Origin of the sequence: Bradyrhizobium sp. CCBAU 53340 (assembly GCF_015291645.1) — a bacterium.
Classification (GTDB): Bacteria; Pseudomonadota; Alphaproteobacteria; order Rhizobiales; family Xanthobacteraceae; genus Bradyrhizobium.
Window position 1 is genome coordinate 221,619 of sequence record NZ_CP030055.1, and the last position, 25,894, is coordinate 247,512.

Genomic DNA, 25,894 nt, shown 5'->3' on the forward strand with positions numbered 1-25,894 from the left:
TGTTTGGTGCCTACGACGCCTTGCGATGCGGTGCCGATCCGCGGCCCGATCTGCCCTTCAGCTTCTTCAGGAGCGGCGCCAGCAGCGAGCGCTTCGGCTTGCGCACCTCGCCGCGCCCGGCGAGGCGGTTGGCCATGGTCTGGAACAGCTCGGTGGTGCGATGGCTCTTGGAGACTTCCGCGATCATCTGGCCGTTATTGGCCGCGGTCGAGAACAGCTTTGAATCGAACGGGATCACCGCGAGCGGCTGGCTTTCCATCGTCTTGGCGAACGACTTGACGTCGATCTCGGCCCGCTTGTGCATGCCGACCTGGTTGATGCAGTAGAGCGGCGGCCGATCGTTCGGCCGTGCCGTCTTGAGCACGGTCAGCATGTTCTTGGTGTTGCGCAGATTTGCGAGATCAGGCTCGGCCACGATGACGATGTCGTCGGCATTGACCAGCGCCCGCTTGGTCCAGGCCGACCATTGATGCGGCACGTCGAGCACGATGCACGGCGTCGTCATGCGCAGCGTGTCGAAGATCGCATCGAAGGCTTCCGCGCCGAAATCATAGACGCGATCCAGCGTGGCCGGTGCAGCCAGCAGGCTGAGATGCTCGCTGCATTTGGCGAGCAGGCGCTCCATTAGCGCCGTATCAGGCCTGTCAGGCGACAGCACCGCGTTGGCGATGCCCTGCGCCGGATCCTGGTTGTAGTCGAGGCCGGCGGTGCCGAAGGCGAGGTCGAGATCGATCACGACGGAATCGAGCGCGAGGTCGCGCGCGATGGTCCAGGCCACGTTGTGCGCGACGGTGGAGGCGCCGACGCCGCCCTTGGCGCCGACCACCGCGATGATGCGGCCGGTGATGATGGCTTCGGAGGCCGAGAACAGGCTGCAGATCGAGCGCACCACGTCGATGGTCTCGACCGGTCCGACCACGTAATCGTTGACGCCGCGACGCACCAGCTCGCGGTAGGGCGCGGTGTCGTTGGGATTGCCGATCACCACGACGCGCGTGCCGGGATCGCAGACGCCGGCGAGATCGTCGAGCCCTTCGAGGATGTCGCGCGTGCCGTCGGATTCGATCACGATGACGTTCGGCGTCGGCATCGTGTCATAGACTTCGATCGCAGCGGCGAGACCGCCGCCTTTCGCGGTGAGATGGGCCTTGGCGAGACGGCGGTCCTGGCCGGCGGCGGTCACCGCGGCTAGCGTCTGCTCGGTCTCGCAAAAAGCCTGCACCGAGATGCGGGGAACCGGCGCAATGTGTTCCTCGGGGTGCTGCGGATCGTCCGCCTCTTCGTCGTCGATGCCCGTCATTTGCCTGTTTCGCTGAGTTTGGCCTTGTCAGCCTCGGGATAGGTGGTCGTGGTCGTCATGCCCTTGCGGTAACGATCGAAAGCGATGTCGCGCCGTGCCGTATAGGCCGGCGTCTCCGCGCGCGGCTGCTCGAGATCGGCCGGGTTGTCGATCATGGCCGCGAGGTTGCGCTGGCTGGCGCAGCCGAGATTGAAGTAGGGCTGGTTCTCGTTGTAGCCGGGATCGAGGATCGACGGGCCCATGTCCTCAGGCCACAACCCGCAAGGGCCGGCGACCGCCTTGATCTTGGAATAGCTCAGCCGGATGGTCGGCAGCAGGCCGGGATCCTCGGGGCGATAGGGATGCTGGACGATGGCGCGTGACGGCACGCCGCCGCTGCCGAGCACGGCGCGGATCTCGTGATAGGTCGCGGCAGCCGCGCGTGAATTGGCCGTGTCGATGGGGACGTCGACGACGACGGAGCCGGTGCCTTCGCGCACCCAGTCCTGGGCAATACCCATCACGTCCGCATGCTGCTCGGGCGAGAGGCCGCCCCGCGCCTTGCCGACGAAGATCACGATCGAGCGCTTGCCTTCCTGCACCGCGATCGGGTGGCGCAGGCGGTAGTCGGTCGGCACCGTCTGGGTGGTGACGACGTCACCCGTGGTGTTGCAGGCTCCCAGCATGACGGAGAGTCCCGTCAGCGCGAGCGCGATGCGCAGATTGCGGCGTCGATCGGCGGATGTCTTCGTCATCGCCTGGTCCCCTCTTCCCCGTGTCTTGCCCCGGTCCCCAAACCGCCCGTGTCAGTCGATGATGAAGCCGAAATCCCCGCGATCGCCGTCGATCGGATCGACGCGGCGCGCGATGCCGTAGAGGCGGTTCATGCGCCCGAGCAGCGCCGATTGCGCATCCGAGGAGGGCGCGAAGCCGTCGTCGGGCCGCGACAATTCCTTCTGGGCGACCGCGCGCACCACATAGGGCGTCACGATCACCATCAGCTCGGTCTCGTTGTTGACGTAGTCCTGGCTGCGGAACAGCGCGCCGAGGATCGGCACCTGATCAAGGCCGGGCAGGCCGTTGATCGCCTGCTTGGTCTGCTGCTGGATCAGGCCGGCCATCGCCATCGAGCCGCCCGACGGGATTTCCAGCGTGGTCTCGGCGCGGCGGGTCTGGATCGAGGGGATGGTGATCGAATTGTTGGTGTTGCCGGACACCGCCTGGGTCAACGTGATCGCATTCGTATTCGACAGCTCCGAGACCTCGGTCATCACGCGCAGGCTGATGCGGCCTTCGCTCAGCACGACCGGGGTGAAGTTCAGGGAGATGCCGAACTTCTTGTAGGTGACCTGGGTGGTACAGACATGGGTGACCGGATCGCAGGCATAGCCCCCGGGAATCGGGAATTCGCCGCCGGCGACGAAGGTCGCGGATTCACCCGAGATTGCGGTCAGGCTCGGTTCGGCCAGGGTCCGCATCACGCCCGCGGTCTCCATCGCGCGCATCGTGGCGTTGACCGTCGCCACGCCCTTGGCGAGGCCGGTGACACCGAGGCCGTTGCTGCCGACCAGCGGTCCGCCGCTCGCCGTGAACGGGTTGGAGTTGTTGAAATTCACAACCGCGGTGCCGGCGTTCAGGCTGGCGCTGAGATCGACGCCGAGCTGCTTGATGATGTCGCGGCGGACTTCACCGACAACGACCTTGAGCATCACCTGATCGCGGCCGCGCACGACGATGTTGTTGACGACCTTTTCCGCTCCGCCGACCAGCTTGGCGGCGACGTCGCCGGCCTGCTGTGCCTCGACCGGGCTCGACACCGAGCCCGTCAGCATCACGCTGTCGCCGATGCCTTCGATCTGCACGCCCGGCAGCGCCTGGCGGAGCGCCGCACGCATGCCGTTGAGATCGCGCTTCACGGCGATGTCGTAGGAGGCGACCTGCTGGCCGTCGGCGGTGAAGAACACCACGTTGGTCTGGCCGACCTGGGAGCCGATGATATAGGCGCGCTGCGACGAGCGGATCACGGCGTTGGCGATCTTGGGATCGGCCACCAGCACGTCCTTGACCTCGCGCGGCAGGTCGATGACGACCGACTTGCCGATGCCGAGCGACAGGAAACGCGTTCTGGCCGGCGCGATGGTCGCGACCGGCGACACGCCGAGGTCCGGCGCCTGCATCGGCGCCTGGTCACCGACCGGCGCATCCGCAGCGCGGACGAAATCGGGGGCTGCGACCAGCCCCAGCATCAGCATTGCCCCTGCCCAGAACGAACCAGCGCGCTTCCCCCGAATGCGCAGGCCCGTCCGATATTCCCCGTAGTTCATGCTGTCCCCATCACTTTTGTGACGTTAGTTGTCGCGCCTGCACGCCGTAGCGGATCACGTTCACGCCGCCGGGGCGCTTCAGCGCCTGGTCCTCCGCCGAGCCGTCAACCGCATTGGCGTCGGTGATGCTGCGCAGTGCGAGTGTGAGCGTGCCGCTCTGGCGCGCGCCCGAGAGCGTGGCGACCTGGTCGGGCCGGAGCTCGATCGTCACGGTCTTGCCGATCACGGCCGTCTGGCCGTCCTTTTCCTTCGGCGCCTGGTCGATCGCGAGCACGCGGATGTTGGTCAGGATGACCTCTGACAGGACCAGGTCATTGCCGCCGGTCGGGCCGTTGGTGTTGGCGCCATCGGGGTTCTTCAGGCGGCGCGTCAGCACGATGTCGACGTGGTCGTTCGGCAGGATGAAGCCGCCGGCGGCGGTCTCGGCTGAAATCTCGGTGGACACGGCCCGCATGCCTGATGGCAGGATCGCGGCCATGAAGCCGGAGCCGTCAGCCTTCACCAGCTTCTGCTCGCGGATCGGCTCGCCCTGCATCAAGGGCACGCGCGCGATCGAGCCGGCGATTTGCGTCTGGGCGTCGGGCCTGTTGTCGCGGCGAATAAAGGCGCTGCTGGCCGTCGATTGCGGCCAGGTCTGCCATTGCAGGTCTTCGGCCTTCACGGCCTGGCCGAGCTGGATGTCGGATTTGGCGACCAGCACCTCGACCGTCGGCAGCTTCTCGGCCACCGCGAGTGGGGCTGCGGGCTTGTTGTCGTAGTTGCTCGCCAGATACGCAGCGACGCCGCCGGCGCCCAGCGCGATGACGAGAACGACAATGCGTGCGGTATTCATACGCTTCTACTCTTACGCGAGGCACTCGAACCGCACGTGGCGGGTCCCCCCGCATCGATGAGTAGGGAGTAAAAGTATAAGGGGTGTTGCGAGGCCGAATGTGGGGCCCCGGGACAGCCAGCGTTTTAGGCAGATGGTGAACGTCGCGTTATCTGGTCGGCCAGTGGCCCCGTAGATTCACGCAGACGTCCTCATGCGTTCGTATAAGAACGCAAGCCATCATGGTGAACGGGTGGTTAGTGAAGGACGGAGTGAGGTCGCGCCGGTCATCAAGACTGCGGTGGTCATTCCGTCATCCTGAGGTGCGAGGCTTGCGATGCATGGCATCGCAAGGTGAGCCTCGAAGGATGAACGGCCACCGCTGATGCGCGGAGAGAGCCGGGCCGTCGCCCTTCGAGGGCCGCTGTAGAAGCGGCCACCTCAGGGTGACGGTCATGGTTTGGCGCTTCTGGCTACGAAAACTACTTCGCCCGCTTCTGCTCGATCGTGTCCCAGATCTTCGCCGCAACATCAGGGCCGCCGAGGCGGGCGATGGCGCGGATGCCGGTCGGCGAGGTCACGTTGATCTCGGTGAGGTTGCCATTGATGACATCGATGCCGACGAACAACAGGCCGCGCTCGCGCAGCGCCGGCCCGACCGTGGCGCAGATCTCGCGCTCGCGCGGCGTCAGCTCGGTCTCCTGCGCGGCGCCGCCGCGCACCATGTTGGAGCGGAGATCGTCGGCCGCCGGCACGCGGTTCACGGCGCCGGCGAACTCGCCATTGACCAGGATGATGCGCTTGTCGCCGTGCTTCACCTCAGGGATGAACTGCTGGATCACCCAGGGCTCCCGAAACGTCACCGAGAACATGTCGTACAGCGAGCCGAAATTCATGTCCTGCGGCATCACGCGGAACACCGCGGCGCCGCCATGGCCGTGCAACGGCTTCATGACCACGGCGCCGTATTTGTCGCGGAATGCGTTGATCTCGTCGAGGTCGCGCGAAATCAAGGTCGGCGGCATCAACTGCGGAAAATTCATCACGAACAGTTTTTCCGGCGCATTGCGCACCGAGGCCGGATCGTTGACGACCAGCGTCTTGGGATGGATGCGTTCCAGCAGATGCGTCGAGGTGATATAGGCGAGGTCAAACGGCGGGTCCTGGCGCAGCAGCACCACGTCAAAGCCGTTCAGCGCCTCGCGCCTGGGCTCGCCGAGCGTGAAATGATCGCCGGGCTCGTCGCGCACGGTCAGGAGCTGGACCGGCGCCACGATCTCCTCGCCGACCATCGAGAGCTTGTCGGGCGTGTAATAAGACAGGCCATGGCCGCGCTTTTGCGCCTCCAGCAGCAGCGCAAAGGTGGAATCGCCCTTGATGTTGATGCGGGCGATCGGGTCCATCTGGACGGCAACGTTCAGTTTCATGGTCTGCCTTTCAGGTCGAGGCGTCGAATGCCGCCAACACATGGCGTGGAAGCGAGCGCGGCGCAATCAGCATGGCGTCGAATCGCAATTCGAATTCCGCATGTTCGGGATGCGCTACAAGCCAGCCCTGCGCGGCGTCGATGATGCGCCGCTGCTGGCGCGGCGTCACCGCATAGGCGGCGTCATCGAGGCTGGCGCGCGCCTTGACCTCGACGAAGGCGATCAGGTTGCGGCGTCGCGCCACGAGGTCGATCTCGCCATGCGCCGTGCGGTAGCGTTTGGCGAGGATGCGGTAGCCCTTGGCCATGAGGTAGGCGGCGGCGCGGCTCTCGGCGGAAATGCCGGTGCGGAACGCGGCAACGCGTTCGGGCGAGGCAATTTTCGGTTCCACCGGGAGCCTAGTCTTCGCCATCGCCGCCCCGCAAACCTTTTGCGAGCTCGAGCGCCCGGGCATAGACCTCGCGCCGGGAGCGCCCGGAGAGTGCAACCGCGTGCGCCACGGCATCCTTGACACTGTGCGCGGCAAGCTGTTCGCGCAGCAGATCATCGAGCGCATCGGACGTCAGCGTCTCGGCATCGGCGGCGGGCGGGCCGATCACCAGCACGAACTCGCCGCGCGTTTCCGGCGCATCCGCCTGTCGCGCGAGCTCGGCCAGGGGCGCGCGCCTGACCTCCTCATGCAGCTTGGTCAGTTCGCGGCAGACCGCGGCATCGCGATCACCCATGATCTCGGCGAGATCGGTCAAGGTCGCCTGCATCCGGTTGCCGGATTCGAACATCACCAGCGTGGCGTCGATACGCGCGAGGTCCGTCAGGCGCGACCTCCGCGCCGCCGATTTCGCCGGCAAGAAACCTTCGAAGAAGAAACGGTCGGTCGGCAGCGCCGCGACCGACAGCGCCGCCAGCACCGAGGAAGGACCGGGCAGCGCATGGACGGCGTGGCCGGCAGCACAGACCTCGCGCACCAGCTTGAAGCCGGGGTCGGAGATCAGCGGCGTCCCGGCGTCCGAGACCAGCGCGATCGATCCGCCCGCCGCTAGCGCCTCCAGGATTTTTGGGCGCGCAGCTTCCGCGTTGTGCTCGTGGTACTGCTTGAGCTGCGCCGTGATGGCGTAGCGCTCGGTCAGGCGGCGCGTGATGCGGGTGTCCTCGCAGGCGATGACGTCGACGCCGGCAAGCGTCTGCAGCGCCCGCAGCGTGATATCGCCGAGATTGCCGATGGGGGTTGCGACCAGATGGAGGCCGGGCGCGGCCTTAGGCACCGCAATGCGATGGGCGTCGATGGAGAACCCACGCGAGGCGGCGTCTAGGGCTTCAGGCGTATTTATCGGGGCCGGCTTTGCGCGCATAATGAGTTCAACTTAGGCACGATCCGAAGGGCTGGGAACCGGTCCTCCGAAAAAGATCGTGCTGAGGCCAAGGGGTGAGGCAAGGGTGAAGAAGGACGAGAATGTGATCCAGTAGGGATCACATTCGAGAGGGAATGAAGCGCTCACGCCATATTCGCGGCGGAAACGCCGCCTTGATGCTGCGGTACGGACGGCCGGTGGCTGGCCAGGACGGGAGGAGCGAGGTGCTAAGCGGTCATTATCCTTTTGTTTTGGTTAACTATTTGCCGACAATATGCCTGAATCCGCGGCTTGTGTCGCGGCAAGCGTCAAGAGTGTCGTGACGGGCTGGCAACGGCCGGTCAGAAGAGAAGCTGCCATGCTGGGCCCGCGTGATCCAAAGTCTCCCGTTCCGGGGCCCCGTTTATCCGGGGCGACCCGGCGAAGCGCGCTTGGCCTGCTGCTCGGCACGCCCCTGCTGTCGGCCTGCGCCGGCGTGCAGCAGAGCCTCAGCCAGTTTTCCAACCCGTTCTCCAGCTCCTCGCCGCCGGCCCAACCGGCCGGTCCGCCGCAGCAGGCGACGACCGCGGGCACTGGCGGGGTCAAGGTCGGAGTGATCCTGCCGCTTTCGGCCGCCGGCAACGCCGGTCTCGCCGCGCAATCCATGCGCAACGCCGCCGAGATGGCGCTGGCCGAGTTCCAGAACCCGAACATCCAACTCCTGATCAAGGACGACAATGGCAGCCCGCAGGGCGCGCAAGCCGGCGCGCAGCAGGCGGTCGACGAAGGCGCCGAGATCATTCTGGGGCCGCTGTTCGCGCAGTCCGTGCCGGCGGTGGCGCAGGTCGCGCGCGCTCGCGGCATCTCGGTGATGGCGTTCTCGACCGATTCGAGCATCGCCGGTCGCGGCGTCTATCTCTTGAGCTTCCTGCCGGAGTCCGACGTCAACCGCATTGTCGAATATTCCGCCGGCATCGGAAAGCACTCCGTCGCCGTGCTGGTGCCCGACAATGCCTATGGCAACGTTGTCGAAGCGACCGTGAAATCGGCGGTGCCACGGCGCGGCGGCCGCATCGTCGCGTTCGAGAAATACGGCGCCGACCGCGCCACGCCGGCACGCAACGTCGCGCAAGCGCTCGGCAGCGCGGATGCGCTGTTCATCGCCGATGACGGCGATGCGGTCGTTGCGGTCGCGGATGCGATGACCGTAGCGGGCGCAAACCTGCGCAACATCCAACTGCTCGGCACCGGCCTGTGGGACAATCCGCGCGTCTATGCCAGCCCTGCCCTGCAGGGCGGTCTCTACGCCGCGCCGGATCCGGCAGGTTTTCGTGCTTTCTCCGGCCGCTACCGCACCAAATACGGCGCCGAGCCGATCCGGACCGCGACCCTCGCCTACGATGCGGTCGCCCTCGTTGCCGCGCTTGCGCGCACGCAGGGCACCGCGCGTTTCTCTCCCGACGTGCTCACCAATCCATCGGGTTTCGCCGGCATTGATGGCCTGTTCCGCTTCCGCGCCGACGGCACAAATGAGCGCGGGCTTGCGGTGATGAAGGTGACGACCGGTGGCGGTGTGGCCGTTGCCGGCTCGCCGAAGAGCTTTGGCGCGTAACGAGTTGCCGCCCAAGCGTTCCGCTTCCGGCAATCACTTTGGACAATGCAGATAGTCGGTGGGCTCGGCGCCATGCGCCTTTGCCCACCCGACGACATCACGATTCACAGCCGCCTGAGCGCCACGCTCTCCACGGCATGATCCGCCCCCTTCTTCAGGATCAGCGTCGCGCGGGGGCGGGTGGGTAGAATGTTGTCCTCGAGATTGGCGAGGTTGGTGCGCTCCCAGATCGCGGTGGCGGTGGCGATCGCCTCCTCGTCGGACAGCAACGCGTAGCGGTTGAAATAGGACTTTGGATTGGTGAACGCGGTGTCGCGCAGCGCCAGGAAGCGCTTGATGTACCATTGCCGCAGCGCCTCCTCCTCCGCGTCGATATAGACCGAGAAGTCGAAGAAGTCGGAGACGACGGGCACCGCCTTGCCGTCGCGCGGCAGCTTGCCGGTCTGCAGCACGTTGACGCCCTCGACGATCAGGATGTCGGGCTGGTCGACCTCGGCCCATTCGTTCGGCACGATGTCATAGGTCAGATGCGAATAAACAGGCGAGCGCACATGGCGGCGGCCCGACTTGATATCGGACAGGAAGCTGAGCAGCAGCGGCAGGTCGTAGCTCTCCGGAAAGCCCTTCTTCTGCAGGATGCCTTGCTGCTCGAGCAGCGCCTTCGGATAGAGGAAACCGTCGGTGGTGATCAGCTCGACCTTCGGACGCGGCGACCAGCGCGCCAGCAAGGCCTGGAGCACGCGGGCCGTGGTGGACTTGCCGACCGCGACGGAACCCGCGACCCCGATGATGTAGGGCACCTTGCGGTCCCTGATATTGAGGAATTGGCGCTCGGCGTAATACAGGCGCTGCATCGCATCGACATAGATCGACAGCAGGCGCGACAGCGGAAGGTAGATGTCCTCGACTTCCTTGAGATCGAGGCGATCGTGCAGCGAACGCAGCCGGTCGAACTCGCCCGGCTCCAGCGTCATCGGCGTATCGTCACGCAGCCGCGCCCACTCTTCGCGCGTATAGACGCGGTAGGGGTTATATTGCTGCTCGGGTGCGCGGATATCCATGTCGCCGCCTTCTCCGTTGCGATCTGATCGGCCTGATCTAGCCGCCTTTGCGCGAAGCTTTCTCTTCCAACCCTGACATATTCGTGCGCTTGTCCAGCGCCGCTTCCACCTCTTCCAGCTTTACGCCGCGGGCCTTGAGCAGCACAAGGAAATGGTAGAGCAGGTCGGCACTTTCGGCGATCAGATGCGCGCGATCGTTTTCGACTGCTGCGATTACGGTTTCGACTGCCTCCTCACCGAACTTCTTGGCGCAATGCTCGGCGCCCTTGTCGAGAAGCTTGCGGGTATAGGAGCCCTCGCCACCGGAGGCCGCGCGGGCATCGATGGTCTCGGCGAGGTCGTGGATAGTGAAACGCGGCATACGGAATACTCAGAAACACATCCGGCCAGACAGGCCATTTCCCACCGGCCTGTTTAGCATTTTTATCAACGGGAGTCGTCAGGCATCCATGCGCATGGGCAAGCCCCGCCGCGCCATGTGCTCCTTGGCTTCGCGGATGGTGAATTCCCCGAAATGGAAGATGGAGGCAGCCAGCACGGCGGTGGCGTGCCCGTCGCGGATACCATCGACGAGGTGGTCGAGATTGCCGACGCCGCCCGAGGCGATCACGGGAACGGGAACGCTGTCGGCGATCGCCCGCGTCAGCGGGATGTCAAAACCCTGCCTGGTGCCGTCGCGGTCCATCGAGGTGAGCAGGATTTCGCCAGCCCCGAGCGAGACCACCTCCTGGGCATATTCGATGGCGTCGATGCCGGTCGAGTTGCGCCCGCCATGGGTGAAGATCTCCCAGCGGTCGCCGCCCGGGCGCTTGACCCGCTTGGCGTCGATCGCGACCACGACGCATTGCTCGCCGAACTTTTCGGCGGCTTCCTTGACGAACTCGCGCCGCGACACCGCAGCGCTGTTGATCGAGACCTTGTCCGCGCCGGCGCGCAGCAGTGTCTTGATATCGTTGACCTCGCGCACGCCGCCACCGACGGTGACGGGCATGAAGCAGGCCTCCGCCGTGCGCCTGACGACATCGAGCATGATGCCGCGGTTCTCATGGGTCGCGGTGATGTCGAGAAAGGTCAGCTCGTCGGCGCCGGCGGCGTCGTAGGCAATCGCGGCCTCGACGGGATCGCCGGCATCGCGCAGATCGACGAAGTTGACGCCCTTGACGACCCGGCCGTCCTTGACGTCGAGGCAGGGGATCACACGCACCTTGAACATGTGTCAGCTCCTGCGCGCGTCGCGGATCAGGGTGAGGGCGGCAGCGGGATCGAGCCGGCCGTCATAGAGCGCGCGGCCGGCGATCGCACCGGCGAGCTTTTTCGCGCGCGGCGCCAGCATCGCCTTGACGTCCTCGATCGAGGCGAGACCGCCCGAGGCGATCACCGGGATCGAGATCGCGTCGGCAAGAGCAATGGTCGCATCCAGGTTCAGCCCTTTGAGCAGGCCGTCGCGCGCGATGTCGGTGAAGATGATGGCGGCAACGCCGGCATCCTCGAAGCGCTGTGCGATCTCCAGCACCGTCACCTGCGAGGTCTCGGCCCAGCCTTCGACCGCGACCTTGCCGTCGCGGGCATCGAGGCCAACAGCAACGCGGCCGGGGAATTTTTTCGCCGCGGCTTTCACCAGCTCAGGATCGCGCACCGCCGCGGTGCCGATGATGACGCGGGTGATGCCCTTGTCGAGCCAGGCTTCGACGGTCTTGAGATCGCGAATGCCGCCGCCGAGCTGCACCGGGATCTTGATCGTCTTCAGCATCGCCTCGACGGCCTGCGCATTGACAGGCTTGCCGGCAAAGGCGCCGTCGAGATCGACGACGTGGAGATACTCAAAACCCTGCGCAACGAAGCTCTGCGCTTGAGCTGCGGGATCGAGGTTGAACACGGTGGCGCGCGCCATGTCGCCTTGCTCGAGGCGCACGCACTGGCCGTTCTTGAGATCGATGGCAGGAAAGAGAATCATGTCAGACCTTCTGCCGTCCCGCGCTTGGGGACGGAACTGTCACCTATGCACTCCGTCATTGCGAGAAGCGAAGCGACGAAGCAATCCAGGCTGCCGCCGCGGAAAGATTCTGGATTGCTTCGCTGCGCTCGCAATGACGAGGTGGAAACCGAAGCGACCATCACGGTTTCCATCGCAAAAAGTTCGAGATCAGGGCCAGCCCAAAGCGCTGGCTCTTCTCGGGGTGAAACTGCGTGCCGATGGCGGTGTCCTTGCCGACGATCGCGGTGACGGGACCGCCGTAATCGGCGCGCGCGAGGACATCAGCCTCATTGGCCGCGTTGAGGTGATAGGAGTGCACGAAATAAGCGTGCTGGCCCTTGGGACCGAGCGGCAGCTTGTTCAGCACCGGATGCTCCTGCAGCAGCTCGAGCGTATTCCAGCCCATGTGCGGGATCTTCAGGCTCTCGTCACGCGGCGTGATCTTCTCGACGTCGCCGCCGATCCAGTTCAGGCCTTCGGTGATGACATGCTCCTTGCCGCGGCTCGCCATCAGCTGCATGCCGACGCAGATGCCGAAGAACGGCCGCGCCTTGACACGCACGGCTTCGGTGATCGCCTCGACCATGCCGTTGACGGCATCGAGGCCGCGCCGGCAATCGGCGAAGGCGCCGACACCCGGCAGCACCAGGCGGTCAGCCTCATAGGCTTGATCCGGATCGCTGGTGACGAAGACCTTCTGCGGATTTTCCAGGCTGCGCGCGGCGCGCTCGAACGCCTTGGCGGCGGAATGCAAATTCCCGGAACCGTAATCGATGATGGCGACGCTCATCTTGATGACCCTCCCGGTTCTGGAAACAATCCAATGATGCCGCCGGCCGGAATCGGCGGCGGGTTCGAAAATGGCTGACCCGGCACGCTGCGGGTCGGTGGCGGACCGCCGCGATCGACGGCCCATTGATCGTTGACGATGCCGCGCTGCTTTTCGCTCCAGCGCTCGAAGAAACGCCGCTCGGCGGTGTCGTGGTCGTCGGCGACGACGATGTCGAGCTGCCGCCACTTGCCGCGCGACAGGGTCCAGCGGCGCAGGCTCGAGGCTTCAAAACCCATCAGCAGCGCGACGATGATGTTGGCGAGGAAGATCGAGCGGCGACCGACCCCGAGGCTATGCAGTCCGGCATCGAACGCGGCGAGAAAGATGATCCAGCCGATCAGCGCCAGCCAGAGCCTGTTCCAGGCCAGCCAAAGCGGGCCAAAGATCATCGCCCAGAAATGGAATCCGTCGCGCACGAACACGAACTTGTCGGTCGCGCGCAGATCGGCCCCGCCTGGGGTGGGAGCATGAACTGTGTAGACAGGCATTTTCGATGCCCCGTTCTCGAGAATTGAAGTCAATGCCGGCGGCAGCGCTTGGCCACCGAGACGACAGATATCAGCCGCCAAGCGAGCCCTTGGTGGACGGGATTTCGCCCGCCGCCTTCGGGTCGATCGCGACCGCCGTGCGCAGCGCCCGCGCCAGGCCCTTGAAGCAGGACTCGGCGATATGGTGGCTATTATCGCCATATAGGGTCTCGACGTGGAGAGTCACGCCGGCGTTCATGGCGAAGGCCTGGAACCACTCGCGCACCAGCTCGGTGTCGAACTCACCGATCTTGTCGCGGGGGAAGTCGGCCTTGAACACCAGGAACGGGCGTCCCGAGATGTCGATGACCACGCGCGTCAGCGTCTCGTCCATGGGCATGTGCACGCCGGCATAGCGGGTGATGCCCGCCATGTTGCCGAGCGCCTGCTTGACCGCCTGGCCGAGCGCGATGCCGGTGTCTTCGGTGGTATGGTGATAATCAATGTGCAGGTCGCCCACCGCCTTGACCGTGAGGTCGATGCGGGAATGGCGGGCGAGGAGATCGAGCATATGGTCGAAAAAGCCGATGCCGGTCGCGATATTGGCCACGCCTGATCCATCGAGGTTCACGGAGACCTCGATGTCGGTTTCCTTGGTCTTGCGCTTGATCGTCGCGGTGCGCATTGAAAGCTGGCTTTCGCTTCGTTTTGAGCATGATCTGACCCGGAAAATCGGTACCCACTTTTCCGGATCATGCTCGGGGCCCGAAAACGCCAGTCTCTTAACAGCCAAATGACGCCTTCGCTACTGCGGGAACGGCCGGCCGGGCCTTTACTTCTGCCTATGGTGAGCGAAATTCGGCCCGGAACGGCCCGTTGTGCCCCTGTTGTCGCCTTGCCCCCGACCGCCTAAATCAGGCCGGACAACGAGGATCATTCATGCAGGATTCCCAGAACAGCCCGCCGGTCTGGCACGGCACCACGATCTTGACGGTCCGCAAGGGCGGCAAGGTGGTGGTCGGCGGCGACGGCCAGGTCTCGATCGGCCAGACCGTGATCAAGTCCAACGCCAAAAAGGTCCGGAAACTCGGCAAGGGCGACGTGATCGGCGGCTTTGCCGGCGCCACCGCCGATGCCTTCACCCTGTTTGAGCGGCTGGAGAGCAAGCTCGAGCAATATCCGGGCCAGCTGACCCGGGCGGCCGTGGAGCTTGCCAAGGACTGGCGCACCGACCGCTACCTCCGCCGGCTGGAGGCCATGATGATCGTGGCCGACAAGGACGTCTCCCTGGTGCTGACAGGCACCGGCGACGTGCTCGAGCCCGAGGCCGGCGTGATGGCGATCGGCTCCGGCGGCAATTACGCGTTGGCCGCGGCCCGCGCCCTTGTTGACACCGACAAGGACGCCGAGACCATCGTCCGCCGCTCCCTCGACATCGCCGCCGACATCTGCGTCTACACCAACCGCAACGTCACTATCGAAGCGCTGTCCACCGGTTAGGTCGTGGAGACCGGCTACACCTTCCGCCCCCTGACCACCGCCGATCTGCCGCTGGTCCGGCGGTGGCTGGGCGAAGCCCAGGTATGCCAGTGGTGGGGCGATCCGGATGAACAGTTTGCGCTGGTGAGCGGCGATCTCGACGAACCGGCGATGGACCAGTTCATCGTGTTGGCCGGCAACCGGCCGTTCGGCTATCTTCAATGTTACCGCCTGACCGCCTGGAATACGGGCTTCGGGCCGCAACCCGAGGGCACGCGTGGGATCGACCAGTTCATCGGCGAAAGCGACATGATCGGGCGCGGTCACGGCTCGGCGTTCATCCGCAAATTTGTCGATGAGCAGTTCGGAAACGGCCTGCCGCGCATGGTCACCGATCCTGATCCGCTCAATGCACGTGCCCTGCGGGCCTACGAGAAATCAGGCTTCGTCCGCGACCGCATGGTCGAGACGCCGGATGGGCCTGCGCTGTTGATGGTGCGCGAGCCGTGACGCTGGCCCACAGGCACGAAAGCAAGCTCGAGATCCCGCCGCTCGCCTGGGTCGGTATCGCACTGTTGCTGCTGGCGCTGCAGGCTTCGATCCTGTTTGCGATGGGGCGGGTGCCGATCTGCACCTGCGGCTACGTCAAGCTCTGGCACGGCGTGGTGAACAGCTCGGAGAATTCCCAGCACATCGCCGACTGGTACAGCTTTTCGCACGTGCTGCACGGCTTCCTGTTCTACGGATTGACGTGGCTGTTGCTCTCGGGACGCTTTTCCCTTTTGCAGCTCTCCTGGCCCGCCCGGCTGATCGTCGCCATGCTGATCGAGGGCGCCTGGGAGATCGTCGAGAATTCGCCATTCATCATCGAGCGCTACCGCGCCGGCACGATCTCGCTGGATTATTACGGCGACAGCATCGTCAATTCGGTCTCGGACACGTTGTTCATGGTGCTGGGGTTCCTCACCGCGCGCGTGCTGCCGATATCTGCAACCATCGCACTGGGGCTCGCCTTCGAGATCATGCTGGCGCTGCACATTCGCGACAATCTGACGCTCAATATTCTGATGCTGATTCACCCGGTCGAGGCCGTGAAGCAATGGCAATCCGGTCCGCCGATCATCTGATGACCCAAAAAGCGGCTTGTCCCCGCCGGTTTCCAATCCTAGCTAAGGTGCCATGACAGACTTCTCTCCCCGCGAAATCGTATCCGAACTCGACCGTTTCATCGTCGGCCAGGGCGACGCCAAGCGCGCCGTCTCGATCGCGCTGCGCAACCGCTGGCGCCGGCAGCAGCTCACCGGCTCGCTGCGCGAAGAGGTGCTGCCCAAGAACATCCTGATGATCGGTCCCACCGGCGTCGGCAAAACCGAGATCGCGCGGCGATTGGCAAAGCTCGCCAACGCGCCGTTCCTGAAGGTCGAGGCCACGAAGTTCACCGAGGTCGGCTATGTCGGCCGCGACGTCGAGCAGATCGTGCGCGATCTCGTCGAGGTCGCGATCGCCCAGGTCCGCGAGAAGAAGCGCAAGGACGTGCAGGCGCGGGCCCAGCTCGCCGCCGAGGAGCGCGTGCTCGATGCGCTGGTCGGCGCCAATTCCAGCTCCGCGACCCGGGAATCCTTCCGCAAGAAGCTGCGCGCGGGTGAACTGAACGACAAGGAAATCGAGATCGAGACGCAGTCGTCAGGCGGCGGCATGCCGATGTTCGAGATCCCGGGCATGCCGGGCGCGCAGATGGGCGCGATCTCGATCGGCGACATCTTCGGCAAGCTGGGCGGCCGCAGCAAGACGCGGCGGCTGACGGTGGAAGGCTCGCACGAGATCCTCGTCAACGAGGAATCCGACAAGCTGCTCGACACCGACCAGCTAACGCTGGAGGCGATCAGCGCGGTTGAGAACAACGGCATCGTCTTCCTCGACGAGATCGACAAGATCTGTGCTCGCGAAGGCCGCGCCGCCGGCGACGTCTCGCGCGAGGGCGTGCAGCGCGACCTGCTGCCGCTGATCGAGGGCACCACGGTCTCGACCAAGCATGGCGCGGTCAAGACCGACCACATCCTGTTCATTGCCTCCGGCGCCTTCCACGTCGCCAAGCCGTCCGATCTGCTGCCGGAATTGCAGGGCCGCCTGCCGATCCGCGTCGAATTGCAGGCGCTGACCCGCGACGACATGCGCCGCATCCTGACCGAGCCCGAGGCCTCGCTGATCAAGCAATATGTCGCCTTGATGCAGACCGAAGGCGTCACGCTCGACATCACCGACAGCGCCATCGACGCGCTCGCCGACGTCGCGGTCGCCGTCAACTCCACGGTCGAGAACATTGGCGCGCGCAGGCTCCAGACCGTGATGGAGCGGGTGCTGGACGAGATCTCCTTCACCGCCCCCGACCGCAATGGCGAGACCGTCAGGGTCGACGCCGATTTCGTGCAGAAGCACGTCGGCGACCTCGCCAAGAACGCGGATCTGAGCCGGTTCATTTTGTAATTTCGAGCTGCCGCGCTATCAATCGGTTGTCGTCCCTGCGAAAGCAGGGACCCATAACCACCAGCGGTTATTGTTAGAACAGATAGCGGCTCCAGCTTTGGCTCAAACAGCATTCTGTGGTTATGGGTCCCGGGTCGCGCTTCGCTTGCCCGGGACGACGGCGGAGTTTGATGCGCCGCGGGGGCCAGGTGCCCGCTAACATCCTGAAAAATCCCTGGCGGCTCCTGCTCGCCATCGACGCCGCAATCATCGTCGGCGTGTTCGTCCACAAGATCCAGCTGCCGCCTTACGTCCCCTATATCCACCTGCTCGTCGACTACCATTTCGGCTTCATCAAGCGCGCGCTGATCGGGGCGGTTGTCGCGCTGTTCACCGACAAGGTGCCGGTGTGGCTGGTGTTCGCGCTGGGCGGCGCAACGTGGCTGGTGACGCTTGGACTTTACGCACGTCTATTCCAGAAGACGTTCGGCTTCACTGCGAAGACGCTGCCGCTGTTCGTCTTCATCGCGGGCTCGCCGTTCTTCCTGAAGAACTTCATGCACACGCTCGGCCATTTCGACATCTATGGCTGTGCGCTGGCGATCATCCTGCTGCTGATGCCGGCGGGCTCATTGCTGTTCGTGGCGACGGCGGCGCTGTTCTCGATCATTCTCATCCTGATCCACCACATCCATCTCCTGATGTATGTGCCGACGATCATCACCATTGTCGTCACCAGGCACTATCTCGTCTACGGCTGCAATCGCAGCAACGTCGCCTTCGGCATTGTCGCTTTCGTCATGGTCTCCGCGCTGTTCTTCGCCGCGCAATTCCTGGGAACGATGCCGATCCCGGAAGCGGATTTCGTCGCCTATCTGAAGACAAGGATGGTCGATCCGGCGCGCACCGATCTCTTGCAATTCGCCTACATCTGGTATCAGCCGCTGGCAAAGGAGATTGCGGACACCTGGGCCTGGCTGCCGCACAACAGCCTCGGCCTTCCCGTCTTCGCGCTGCTGATCTGGCTGCACGCGCCGCTGTGGCGTGTCTTCGCAAACCTGATCCGCGCGCTCGCACACGAGACACATCGCCACCTCGTGATCGCGGCGCTGATCGGCGTCAGCCTCGGCTATCTCGTGATGTTCGCGATGGTGTTCGACTATTCGCGCTGGATCTCGAACTGGGCGGTCTGCATGTTCCTGATGCTGCATGCGGTGAAGATGCTGCCGGCGAAGCACGAGACGCCACTGATCCCGGAAGAGGACCGGAAGACCAACATCTTCGGCCTGATCGTCACCCTGATCCCGCGCGTCGGAATCGTGCGGCCGTTCTAATATCTCGCCCGGCGGATCCGCACATAGAGCGCGCCCTCGCCGCCATGGCCGATGCTGGCTTCCTCGAACCCGACCACGAAGGCGCGGAATTCCGGCAGGCTCAGCCATTCCGGCACCTGGCGGCGAAGCACACCGCTTTCGCCGCCGCTGCGGCCCTTGCCGGTGATGACGAGCACGAAGGTCAGGCCGTCGTGATGGGCACGGTGCAGGAAGCCGGTGAGGGCGCGGTGGGCGCGCATCTGGGTCATGCCGTGCAGATCAAGCCGCGCCTCGATCTCGCTACGGCCCCGCGACAGTTTTGTCCGCTCGCGCTTGCCGAGCGGAGCCAGCGGCGGCATCGCCGGTTTTGACGGACGCGGGACCGGGGTGGCGGCCAATGGACGCGGCGACAGCGCGGGCTTTGCAAGATGCGCTGCAGGCGCAGGCTCGGCGCGCGACGCGGCGTGAAGCTTCGCCGCGCGGTGCTTTCGCAGCGGCTTGACCTGTTTTGCGACGAGGTCCCACAGCTCGCGGTCTTCCTCGCTTAAGCCACGACGGCGCGGCGAGGGACGCGGATCCAGCACGGGCGGACGAGACGATCGCTTCATTGCTGGTGGGAACGACTTTTCATGTGCCTGCGCGGTTCGCGGACAGGCTCTATCACAGGACGCGGTGCCGGCAATGGCACCGGCCCGGCAATGGCCACAGTCTCGTCCTTGCTGGGCGCTGGAGCGACCGGTTTGGCTGCGGGCGCTTGCGGAAACAGCTTTGCGATTTTCTCCGACGGCCGCGGATCCGGCACCGGCAGTCGCGCGGCACGCACATTGGGATCGAGGCTCTTCGGCACCAGCATCACGAAATGCATGGGATGGCGCAGCCGGCCCGAGACGCGGCCGGCCTCGGCGCCCGCGCCAAAATAGAGATCGGCGCGCGCAGGGCCGATGATGGCCGAGCCGGTATCCTGCGCGATCATCAGGCGATGGAACGCCGTCTTGGCGCGATCGGACTCGATCGGCAGCTCGCCCTCGATGAAAAACGGCGTGCCGTAGACGTGGAGTGACTTGTCGACTGCGATCGAGCGGCCAGCGGTCAGCGGGATGCCCTGCGCGCCAACGGCCTCGTCCTTGTCGGACAGATTGACCTCGTGGAAGAAGATGTAGGAGCGGTTCTGCCGCCGCAGCTCCTTGGCGCCGTCGGGGTTCTGCGTCATCCACTCTCTGATCTTCTGCATCGACATCTCTTCCTTGGGAATGATGCCGCGCTCGATCAGGACACGTCCGACAGCGGTGTAGGGATAGCCGTTGTAGGAATCGTAGTTGATTCGGATAGTGGCGCCGTCGTCGAACTTGATCCGCGCCGAGCCCTGGATCTGCGCGAACAAGAGATCGGTCGGGTCCTTCAGCCAGGCGATTTCGAGCCCACGGCCGGCGATCTTGCCGTCCTCGATCTCGCCGCGGTCGTAATAGGGCACGAGCTTGCGGCGGCCGATCTTGCGATAGACCGGCCCCTTGTTGGGCAGGCTGACGGAAGCCTGATTGAATCCGCGCACGAACAGGTTGGAGGGGCGGCGATAGACCGGCACGTTATAGACATCGGTCTGCGTGCGCGATCCGTCCAGCACCGGCTCGTAATAGCCGGTGACGAAACCGTCGGGCTCCCCTAGGCGCGAGATGCGCAGCGGCGAAAAGTTGGTCTCGAAGAAGGTCTTTGCGCTCGCATCGTCGATCGGCTCGCGCGATTTGGCGGCGCGACAGGGCTCGGCCAACGAGCCGGCCAGGGCCTTTTGTTCAAGAGCCTTGGGCTCGAGCGCGCCGGTTTGCGCATTGATCGAACGGCAACTGGCGCGGAACGTCTTGTAGGCCGCGAGATGATCGTCCTCGCTCCAGCCTTTCACGTCGGCCCAGGCCAGCGGCAGATATTGCGCGCCGGGTATTTCAAACGGAAGCGGGAGCTGCGGATAGGGCAAAGCCCTCGGCGGTATCGCGGCGACCTCGGGAATGCGATGATGATGGCTGCGGTAATGACGCCGCGCAGCCTCGGCGCCGAGCGAAAACGAAGCCAGCACGACGAGGCCCGCGCAAAGCGCCGTCGCGCCGTTCTTCAGAAGGATCTTAATTCGCGCTTCCGGTGCCAACCAGCTTCCAGTTCGGATCGCGAGAGGTGGTGTCGCGGGCGAAAGTCCAGATATCGGTGATGTCGGCGACCTTGTCGGCGTTGCCGTCGACGATGTTGCCGGCCTTGTCGCGGGTGACCGAGATCATCTGCGAGACGAAGCGCACGGTCAGCTGCGCCGTGCGGTCGCGCAGCTCGGCGCCGACCAGCTCGGCCTTGTCGATCGAGACGAAGCGGGTCTCGGTCTTCTGGTCGTTCTTCTCGCGTTCCCTGATCGCGGAATCAAAGCTCTCATAGACCTCGGACGACAAGAGGTCGCGCAGCGCGCGGCGATCGCCATTGGCAAAGGCCAGCACGATCATCTCATAGGCGCCGCGGGCGCCGGACAGGAAGTGACGCGGATCGAAGGTGGAATCCTTGTCGACGATGGCGTCGAGACCCTGGGCCAGCGCGGTGCCGGGCTCGGTCAGGCCTTTCCAGCGGTCGGAAGGCGGGGTCGGCTCGGCTGTCGGCGCCAGCGGCGGCTGATCGATCACCTTGCCCGGCATGGTCACGACGTTCTTGTCCGGAGCACCGCCGAGCGCATTGCGAGCTGTGCGGTCGAACGGCGGCCGCTCATTGCCAGTCCGCTGTCCCAGCACGCTACGCAGCCGCAGGAAGATAAAGACCGCCAGCGCAAGGAAGATGATGGTGTAGATATCCACGTCGTATCGCTTTCTGGTCTTTACTGAGGTCGTCTTTGAGGTCGCTGCCGGGGAAAATCGATCCGGCCAGTAGACCGTTCCATACCGGAACGGCAAGATGACATCATCATTTTAGGCCCGCGTGTCACGTCCGTCGGATGTAGGCACGAAACTTAGCCCGGCCAATGGCGCCTTTTGGCACAGCATCAAGTGTAGCGCGTTTTATGCTTAAGGGGAAACCCGATCGTGGGCGGAAATCGCGCATCTTCAAGCGTTTAACCTGCGGTTTGGCGTCCGGGGCGGGTCAAACGTCACAGTTGCAGAAAAGGCCGGATCGGCGCTCCGGAGCCGTTCGTCCTTGTGGAATGAGGCGGCCCTATGTTAGCCAACCGCCGCGAAATTCAGCCCCAATCGGGTAAGGAGATACTTTGATGACCAACGGTAACGGCACCCCTCCCGAGGCGGCCCAGGCTCCCCAGCTCAATGTGCTGGCGCAATACACCAAGGATCTCTCGTTCGAAAATCCGAACGCACCGAGCTCGCTGCAGCAGCAGAGCCAGCCGCCCCAGATCAACATCCAGATCAATGTCGGCGCCAACAACCTCAGCGAAACCGAGTTCGAGGTGACGCTGTCGGTCGAGGGCAAGGCCGAGACCGCGGGCAAGGTGATGTTCTCGTTCGAGCTCGCCTATGCCGGCGTGTTCCGCATCGCCAATGTGCCGAAGGAGAACCTGCATCCGCTGGTCATGATCGAATGCCCGCGCCTGCTGTTCCCGTTCGCCCGTGAAATCATCGCAACCGCCGTGCGCGATGGCGGGTTCCCGCCCCTGATGCTGGATCCGGTCGATTTCGTCGGCCTTTACCGCCAGAACATGGAGCGGCAGATGGCCGCCCAGCAGCCGGCCGGTCAGGCCTGACCGGCAAAACTACCCGGCCGGAGGCGCAACTGGAGCGGGCAAGAACTCGTTCCAGATCGCCTTGTCGCCCATCGTTGCAATGAAGGCCCGATGGGCCTCGCGCTCGGCGTCCGACACCCGCGGCGCAAGGGCTACCGGCCGCTGCCGCCGCGGTGCATCGCCGGCGGCATTGACGCGGATCTCCTGGGTTTCCGACGCCAGCAGCAGCTGCGATTGCCGCGCCCCGACCAGATCGACATAGACTTCCGCGAGCAGCTCGGAATCCAGCAACGCGCCATGCTTGGTGCGGTGTGAATTGTCGATCGCGTAGCGTGAGCAGAGATCGTCGAGCCGGTTCGACACGCCGGGATGCTTGCGCCGCGCCAGCAGCAGCGTATCGACCAGGCGCTCGCGCGGGATCGCCGGACGCTTGATCCGGTCAAGCTCGGCATTGATGAAGCTGATGTCGAACGAGGCGTTGTGGATCACGAGCGGCGCATCGCCGATGAATTCCAGGAAAGCGTCGACGATCTCGTGGAACAGCGGCTTGGTCGAGAGAAACTCGGCCGAGAGCCCGTGCACGGCAAAGGCTTCCGCCGGCATGTCCCGTTCGGGGTTGATGTAGACGTGATAGGTCTGTCCAGTCGGCATGCGGTTGAAGATCTCGACGCAGCCGATTTCGACCAGCCGATCGCCGCGCAAGGGATCGAGGCCGGTGGTTTCGGTATCGAGAACGATTTCACGCATGATTTTAAGACGCCGTGCAGGAAGCCGTAAAGGTCGGCGAATCAGCTTCGCCGCTGCGGCATCTTAGCGACCTCGGCCAGGATGTGCGTGATTTGCGCGCGCACCGGCTCAAGTCCGTGTGACGTATCCACCACGAAATCGGCCCGCTTGCGCTTTTCGGCATCGGGCGTCTGCTTGGCGATGATGGCGTCCAGCTTGGCCTCGTCCATTGTTCCCCGCGCCAGCACACGCTCGCGCTGCAGCTCCGGCGAGGTCGAGACCACGACCACGGCATCGACGCGCTTCTCGCCGCCGGTCTCGAACAGCAGCGGAATGTCCAGCACCACGACCGGGGCCTTGGCGGCTTCCGCGTCGGCGAAGAATTTCTGTCGGGACGCACCGAGCATCGGATGGACGATCTGCTCGAGCTGCTTGATCGCGGCGGGATCATGCACCACACGCGCCGACAGCTTTTGGCGGTCGACCTTGCCATTCACAGTGGTGCCGGGGAAGGCGGCCTCGATCGCCGGCGCCGCCTCGCCTTCATAGAGCTGATGGACGGCGGCATCGGCGTCGTAGACCGGCACGCCCGCCTCCGCGAATAATTTCGCGGTGGTGGATTTGCCCATCCCGATCGAGCCTGTCAGTCCGAGAATCCGCATCGGCGCCTAGCCATCTCTCAATCCGTCACATCGCAACTAGCCGCTCGCGCCGCAGGAACGCAAGCAGCGGCAAGAGCGGCAGGCCGAGAATGGTGAAATGATCGCCCTCGATGCGCTCGAACAGATGGATGCCGAGGCCCTCGAGCTGATAGGCGCCGACGCTCCTGGTGACGGCCTCACCAGCGGCGTCGAGATAGACCGAAAGCTCGCCCTCGGACATCTGCCGCATGGTCATGCGGGCGATTGAGACATAATCGAAGACAATCCTGCCGTCATGGGCCACGGCAACGGCGGAATTCAGCTCGTGAGTGCCGCCGGCAAGATCGCGCAATTGCGCCAGTGCCTGGGCGCGGCCCGCAGGCTTGTTGAACAGACGATCGCCTAGCGCCAGCGTCTGGTCAGCGCCGATCACATAGCTGCCGGGACGGAGCGCCGAAACCGCCTTGGCCTTTTCACGGGCCAGCAGCAGACCGATCTCGCGCGGGTTCGAAAGCTTTGACGCAGCCTGGATGCCGCGCTCGTCGATGTCTGCCGCCACAGCTTCGAATTCGAGCCCGGCATTGGCCAGCAGCATTTTGCGCGCGCCGCTCTGCGATGCCAGGATCAACGGAGATGTGCCGCGCCAGAGAGCCATTTATTCGGAGGGCCGGTTGCGCTGGCGATCGCTGTAAAGCTTCATGATCGCCGCAGCGGTTTCCTCGATCGAGCGCCGCGTCACATCGAGCAGCGGCCAGTCGTGCTTGGCGCTCAGCTTGCGCGCAAACGCGACCTCCTCAGTCACCGATTGCTTGTCGGTATAGGTGTCGCTGCCAGATCCGGATTCGGCACCCATCGAGAGCAGGCGGTTCTGACGGATCTGAATCAGGCGTTCCGGCGTCGCGTGCAGGCTCACCACCAGCGGCCGGGTCAGCGTCTCCAATTGCGCCGGCACGGGAATGCCGGGAACCAGCGGCACGTTGGCGGTGCGGATGCCGCGATTGGCGAGATAGATCGACGTCGGCGTTTTCGAGGTACGGGAGACACCGACCAGGACGACGTCGGCTTCCTCGAGCCCTTCGACATGCTGGCCGTCGTCATGGATCATCGTGTAGTTCAACGCGTCGATGCGCTTGAAATATTCAGCATTGAGCACGTGCTGGGCGCCGACGCGGCCCGTCGTCGCCGCGCCGAGATAAGCTTCGAACAATTGCATGACCGGGCCGATGATGGAGAGGCTCGGAACATTGATCGCCTTGCACTTGTCCTCGAGCCTGGAGACCAGATCCTTCTCCAAAAGCGTGAACAGCACGATCCCTGGCGCCTCCTCGATCTCGTCGAGCACGCGATCGAGCTGCTTCTGGCTGCGCACCAGCGGATAGACATGCTCAACCGGCGTGACGTTGGCGTATTGCGCGGCGACGGCGCGTGCGACCGTGATCAGGGTCTCGCCGGTGGAGTCGGAGACGAGGTGCAGATGGAAATAATTGTTCGAGGTCGGCACAAAAACTCTTTGAATTTCGCTGGGGCGGTTTGTGGATTTCTGTGGAGCTTAACCCCTCGGAAAGGGATGCGCGACACCAGGGGCGGGATAAGTGCCGATTTTCTTCACACTGCTGACCGTCAGGACAAGTCCGGCGCCTCAGGCAGACAGAAACGGGATTGCGCGGACAACCCCCTTGATAAGCTGCGGATGAAAACGCGCAAGCCTTTGAGCTCGGATGATTTATCCGGGCAGGCTAGAACCATCAGGGACATGTTGAGCGATGTGAACAAGCGCGCGCGGAGCGGCGGACTTCATTGCGTGAGTCCAATCCACGGTCACTCAGACTCAAACCTTTAAGAATCTAAGATTCTAGATTTGAGGAAGGCGCTACGGACAGATATGTGTGCAGGCGAGACCTTAACGAGTTCTTACTATCCCCAGACCGATCAATGGCTGGGCGCAAAGTCGGGCGGCGGACATGTTTGAAGACGTCTATCTCTGGATCAAGGCGCTGCATGTGATCGCGGTCATCTCCTGGATGGCCGGCATGCTCTATCTGCCCAGGCTGTTCGTTTATCACTGCGAAGCCGAGATCGGCTCGAAGCAGTCCGAAACCTTCAAGGTGATGGAACGCCGCCTGTTCAAGGCGATCATCAATCCCGCCATGATCATCACCTGGCTGGCCGGACTCTACCTCGCCTGGTCCGGCCATTGGTTCAGCTTCGGCTGGCTGCACGTAAAACTGGCAATGGTGCTGGCGATGTCCGCGGTCCACGGCTTTTTTTCCCGCTGGCTCAAGGACTTCGCGGCCGACCGGCGCCCCCACAGCCAGAAATTCTTCCGGATTATCAATGAGGTGCCGACCATCCTGATGATTATCATCGTCATCATGGTGATCGTGAAGCCGTTCTAGGCAGCAATCGTGAACGATCGCTCAGCGCTTCGGCTTGCGGAGTGGAAAGCGATTTTCTATATTATCGAT

Annotated in this window: 29 protein-coding genes; 8 read left to right on the forward strand and 21 right to left on the reverse strand. The window is 64.2% G+C overall.

Going from position 1 to position 25,894, the window contains the following annotated elements:
• Positions 1–10 precede the first annotated feature (10 nt).
• The 7 genes from XH89_RS01010 to rsmI all read right to left on the reverse strand — a co-directional run bounded on the left by XH89_RS01010 (position 11) and on the right by rsmI (position 7,190).
• Positions 11–1,300, reverse strand: a complete 1,290-nt coding sequence (locus XH89_RS01010; protein WP_194465304.1) for an AAA family ATPase — start codon at positions 1,298–1,300, stop codon at positions 11–13.
• Positions 1,297–2,034, reverse strand: coding sequence for a CpaD family pilus assembly protein (locus XH89_RS01015; RefSeq protein WP_194465305.1), 738 nt, complete (start codon positions 2,032–2,034; stop codon positions 1,297–1,299). The genes XH89_RS01010 and XH89_RS01015 overlap by 4 nt, the downstream gene beginning before the upstream one ends.
• A gap of 51 nt (positions 2,035–2,085) precedes the next feature.
• On the reverse strand, positions 2,086–3,603 hold the full coding sequence (locus tag XH89_RS01020; protein WP_194465306.1) for a type II and III secretion system protein family protein: 1,518 nt from the start codon (positions 3,601–3,603) through the stop codon (positions 2,086–2,088).
• Between the two features lie 10 nt (positions 3,604–3,613).
• Positions 3,614–4,435 carry a Flp pilus assembly protein CpaB gene (gene cpaB, locus XH89_RS01025; protein ID WP_194465307.1) on the reverse strand — a complete coding sequence of 274 codons (822 nt, stop codon included), beginning with the start codon at positions 4,433–4,435 and terminating at the stop codon, positions 3,614–3,616.
• A 461-nt stretch (positions 4,436–4,896) separates the two neighbouring features.
• The gene (gene gshB, locus XH89_RS01030; RefSeq protein WP_194465308.1) at positions 4,897–5,841 is read right to left on the reverse strand and encodes a glutathione synthase; all 945 of its coding nucleotides are present in this window, start codon (positions 5,839–5,841) and stop codon (positions 4,897–4,899) included.
• A gap of 10 nt (positions 5,842–5,851) precedes the next feature.
• The gene (locus XH89_RS01035; protein ID WP_194465309.1) at positions 5,852–6,253 is read right to left on the reverse strand and encodes a YraN family protein; all 402 of its coding nucleotides are present in this window, start codon (positions 6,251–6,253) and stop codon (positions 5,852–5,854) included.
• Entirely contained in the window at positions 6,240–7,190 is a 951-nt protein-coding gene (gene rsmI / locus XH89_RS01040) for a 16S rRNA (cytidine(1402)-2'-O)-methyltransferase (RefSeq protein ID WP_194465310.1), read from the reverse strand. Before rsmI ends, XH89_RS01035 begins: the two co-directional genes overlap by 14 nt.
• Positions 7,191–7,548: 358 nt before the next feature.
• On the opposite strand from rsmI, the gene XH89_RS01045 reads away from it, so the two are divergent.
• Complete coding sequence (locus tag XH89_RS01045; RefSeq protein WP_194465311.1) at positions 7,549–8,781, forward strand: penicillin-binding protein activator; 1,233 nt, start codon at positions 7,549–7,551, stop codon at positions 8,779–8,781.
• Positions 8,782–8,885: 104 nt separating this feature from the next.
• Here the strand turns inward: XH89_RS01045 and coaA are convergent, their stop codons facing one another.
• The 7 genes from coaA to hisB all read right to left on the reverse strand — a co-directional run bounded on the left by coaA (position 8,886) and on the right by hisB (position 13,801).
• Positions 8,886–9,842: a type I pantothenate kinase gene (gene coaA / locus XH89_RS01050; RefSeq protein WP_194465312.1), complete on the reverse strand. Its 957-nt coding sequence runs from the start codon at positions 9,840–9,842 to the stop codon at positions 8,886–8,888.
• A 37-nt stretch (positions 9,843–9,879) separates the two neighbouring features.
• Entirely contained in the window at positions 9,880–10,203 is a 324-nt protein-coding gene (locus XH89_RS01055) for a phosphoribosyl-ATP diphosphatase (RefSeq protein WP_194465313.1), read from the reverse strand.
• A gap of 78 nt (positions 10,204–10,281) precedes the next feature.
• On the reverse strand, positions 10,282–11,055 hold the full coding sequence (gene hisF, locus XH89_RS01060) for an imidazole glycerol phosphate synthase subunit HisF (RefSeq protein WP_057752035.1): 774 nt from the start codon (positions 11,053–11,055) through the stop codon (positions 10,282–10,284).
• A 3-nt stretch (positions 11,056–11,058) separates the two neighbouring features.
• Positions 11,059–11,796 (reverse strand): 1-(5-phosphoribosyl)-5-[(5-phosphoribosylamino)methylideneamino]imidazole-4-carboxamide isomerase, encoded by a 738-nt coding sequence (gene hisA, locus XH89_RS01065; protein ID WP_194465314.1) that lies wholly within the window; start codon positions 11,794–11,796, stop codon positions 11,059–11,061.
• 160 nt (positions 11,797–11,956) lie between these two features.
• Positions 11,957–12,607: an imidazole glycerol phosphate synthase subunit HisH gene (hisH, locus tag XH89_RS01070; RefSeq protein WP_194465315.1), complete on the reverse strand. Its 651-nt coding sequence runs from the start codon at positions 12,605–12,607 to the stop codon at positions 11,957–11,959.
• Positions 12,604–13,137, reverse strand: a complete 534-nt coding sequence (locus XH89_RS01075; protein ID WP_194465316.1) for a DUF2628 domain-containing protein — start codon at positions 13,135–13,137, stop codon at positions 12,604–12,606. The genes hisH and XH89_RS01075 overlap by 4 nt, the downstream gene beginning before the upstream one ends.
• 70 nt (positions 13,138–13,207) lie before the next feature.
• Positions 13,208–13,801 (reverse strand): imidazoleglycerol-phosphate dehydratase HisB, encoded by a 594-nt coding sequence (gene hisB, locus XH89_RS01080; RefSeq protein ID WP_194465317.1) that lies wholly within the window; start codon positions 13,799–13,801, stop codon positions 13,208–13,210.
• Positions 13,802–14,055: 254 nt separating this feature from the next.
• On the opposite strand from hisB, the gene hslV reads away from it, so the two are divergent.
• The 5 genes from hslV (at position 14,056) to XH89_RS01105 (ending at position 18,392) form a co-directional block, all read left to right on the forward strand.
• Positions 14,056–14,616 (forward strand): ATP-dependent protease subunit HslV, encoded by a 561-nt coding sequence (gene hslV / locus XH89_RS01085; RefSeq protein ID WP_194465318.1) that lies wholly within the window; start codon positions 14,056–14,058, stop codon positions 14,614–14,616.
• A gap of 3 nt (positions 14,617–14,619) precedes the next feature.
• Positions 14,620–15,105, forward strand: coding sequence for a GNAT family N-acetyltransferase (locus XH89_RS01090; RefSeq protein WP_194465319.1), 486 nt, complete (start codon positions 14,620–14,622; stop codon positions 15,103–15,105).
• A complete protein-coding gene (locus tag XH89_RS01095) occupies positions 15,102–15,722 on the forward strand; it encodes a DUF2585 domain-containing protein (protein ID WP_194465320.1) in 621 nt (206 codons plus the stop codon). The genes XH89_RS01090 and XH89_RS01095 overlap by 4 nt, the downstream gene beginning before the upstream one ends.
• A 52-nt stretch (positions 15,723–15,774) precedes the next feature.
• Positions 15,775–17,079, forward strand: coding sequence for an ATP-dependent protease ATPase subunit HslU (hslU, locus tag XH89_RS01100; protein ID WP_194465321.1), 1,305 nt, complete (start codon positions 15,775–15,777; stop codon positions 17,077–17,079).
• A 188-nt stretch (positions 17,080–17,267) separates the two neighbouring features.
• Entirely contained in the window at positions 17,268–18,392 is a 1,125-nt protein-coding gene (locus XH89_RS01105) for a hypothetical protein (protein ID WP_194468328.1), read from the forward strand.
• On the opposite strand, the gene XH89_RS01110 is transcribed toward XH89_RS01105, so the two are convergent.
• Genes XH89_RS01110 through XH89_RS01120 form a run of 3 tightly spaced genes read right to left on the reverse strand, consistent with a single transcriptional unit; the run spans position 18,389 to position 21,187 of the window.
• Positions 18,389–18,979, reverse strand: a complete 591-nt coding sequence (locus tag XH89_RS01110) for a Smr/MutS family protein (protein WP_194465322.1) — start codon at positions 18,977–18,979, stop codon at positions 18,389–18,391. The two genes, XH89_RS01105 and XH89_RS01110, sit on opposite strands and share 4 nt — an antisense overlap.
• Positions 18,976–20,505, reverse strand: coding sequence for a murein transglycosylase A (locus tag XH89_RS01115; protein WP_194465323.1), 1,530 nt, complete (start codon positions 20,503–20,505; stop codon positions 18,976–18,978). Before XH89_RS01115 ends, XH89_RS01110 begins: the two co-directional genes overlap by 4 nt.
• Positions 20,483–21,187 (reverse strand): Tim44/TimA family putative adaptor protein, encoded by a 705-nt coding sequence (locus XH89_RS01120; RefSeq protein WP_194465324.1) that lies wholly within the window; start codon positions 21,185–21,187, stop codon positions 20,483–20,485. Before XH89_RS01120 ends, XH89_RS01115 begins: the two co-directional genes overlap by 23 nt.
• A 410-nt stretch (positions 21,188–21,597) precedes the next feature.
• On the opposite strand from XH89_RS01120, the gene secB reads away from it, so the two are divergent.
• Positions 21,598–22,083, forward strand: coding sequence for a protein-export chaperone SecB (secB, locus tag XH89_RS01125; protein ID WP_194465325.1), 486 nt, complete (start codon positions 21,598–21,600; stop codon positions 22,081–22,083).
• A 9-nt stretch (positions 22,084–22,092) separates the two neighbouring features.
• Here the strand turns inward: secB and dnaQ are convergent, their stop codons facing one another.
• Genes dnaQ through XH89_RS01145 form a run of 4 tightly spaced genes read right to left on the reverse strand, consistent with a single transcriptional unit; the run spans position 22,093 to position 24,930 of the window.
• Positions 22,093–22,809, reverse strand: a complete 717-nt coding sequence (dnaQ, locus tag XH89_RS01130; protein ID WP_194465326.1) for a DNA polymerase III subunit epsilon — start codon at positions 22,807–22,809, stop codon at positions 22,093–22,095.
• A gap of 41 nt (positions 22,810–22,850) precedes the next feature.
• Positions 22,851–23,450, reverse strand: coding sequence for a dephospho-CoA kinase (gene coaE, locus XH89_RS01135; protein WP_194465327.1), 600 nt, complete (start codon positions 23,448–23,450; stop codon positions 22,851–22,853).
• A 25-nt stretch (positions 23,451–23,475) separates the two neighbouring features.
• Complete coding sequence (locus XH89_RS01140; protein WP_194465328.1) at positions 23,476–24,084, reverse strand: Maf family protein; 609 nt, start codon at positions 24,082–24,084, stop codon at positions 23,476–23,478.
• Positions 24,085–24,930, reverse strand: coding sequence for a pyruvate, water dikinase regulatory protein (locus XH89_RS01145; protein WP_188106956.1), 846 nt, complete (start codon positions 24,928–24,930; stop codon positions 24,085–24,087).
• A gap of 460 nt (positions 24,931–25,390) precedes the next feature.
• Here XH89_RS01145 and hemJ point away from each other — a divergent pair, with 460 nt between their 5' ends.
• On the forward strand, positions 25,391–25,825 hold the full coding sequence (hemJ, locus tag XH89_RS01150) for a protoporphyrinogen oxidase HemJ (RefSeq protein WP_194465329.1): 435 nt from the start codon (positions 25,391–25,393) through the stop codon (positions 25,823–25,825).
• The last annotated feature ends 69 nt before the right edge of the window (positions 25,826–25,894 follow it).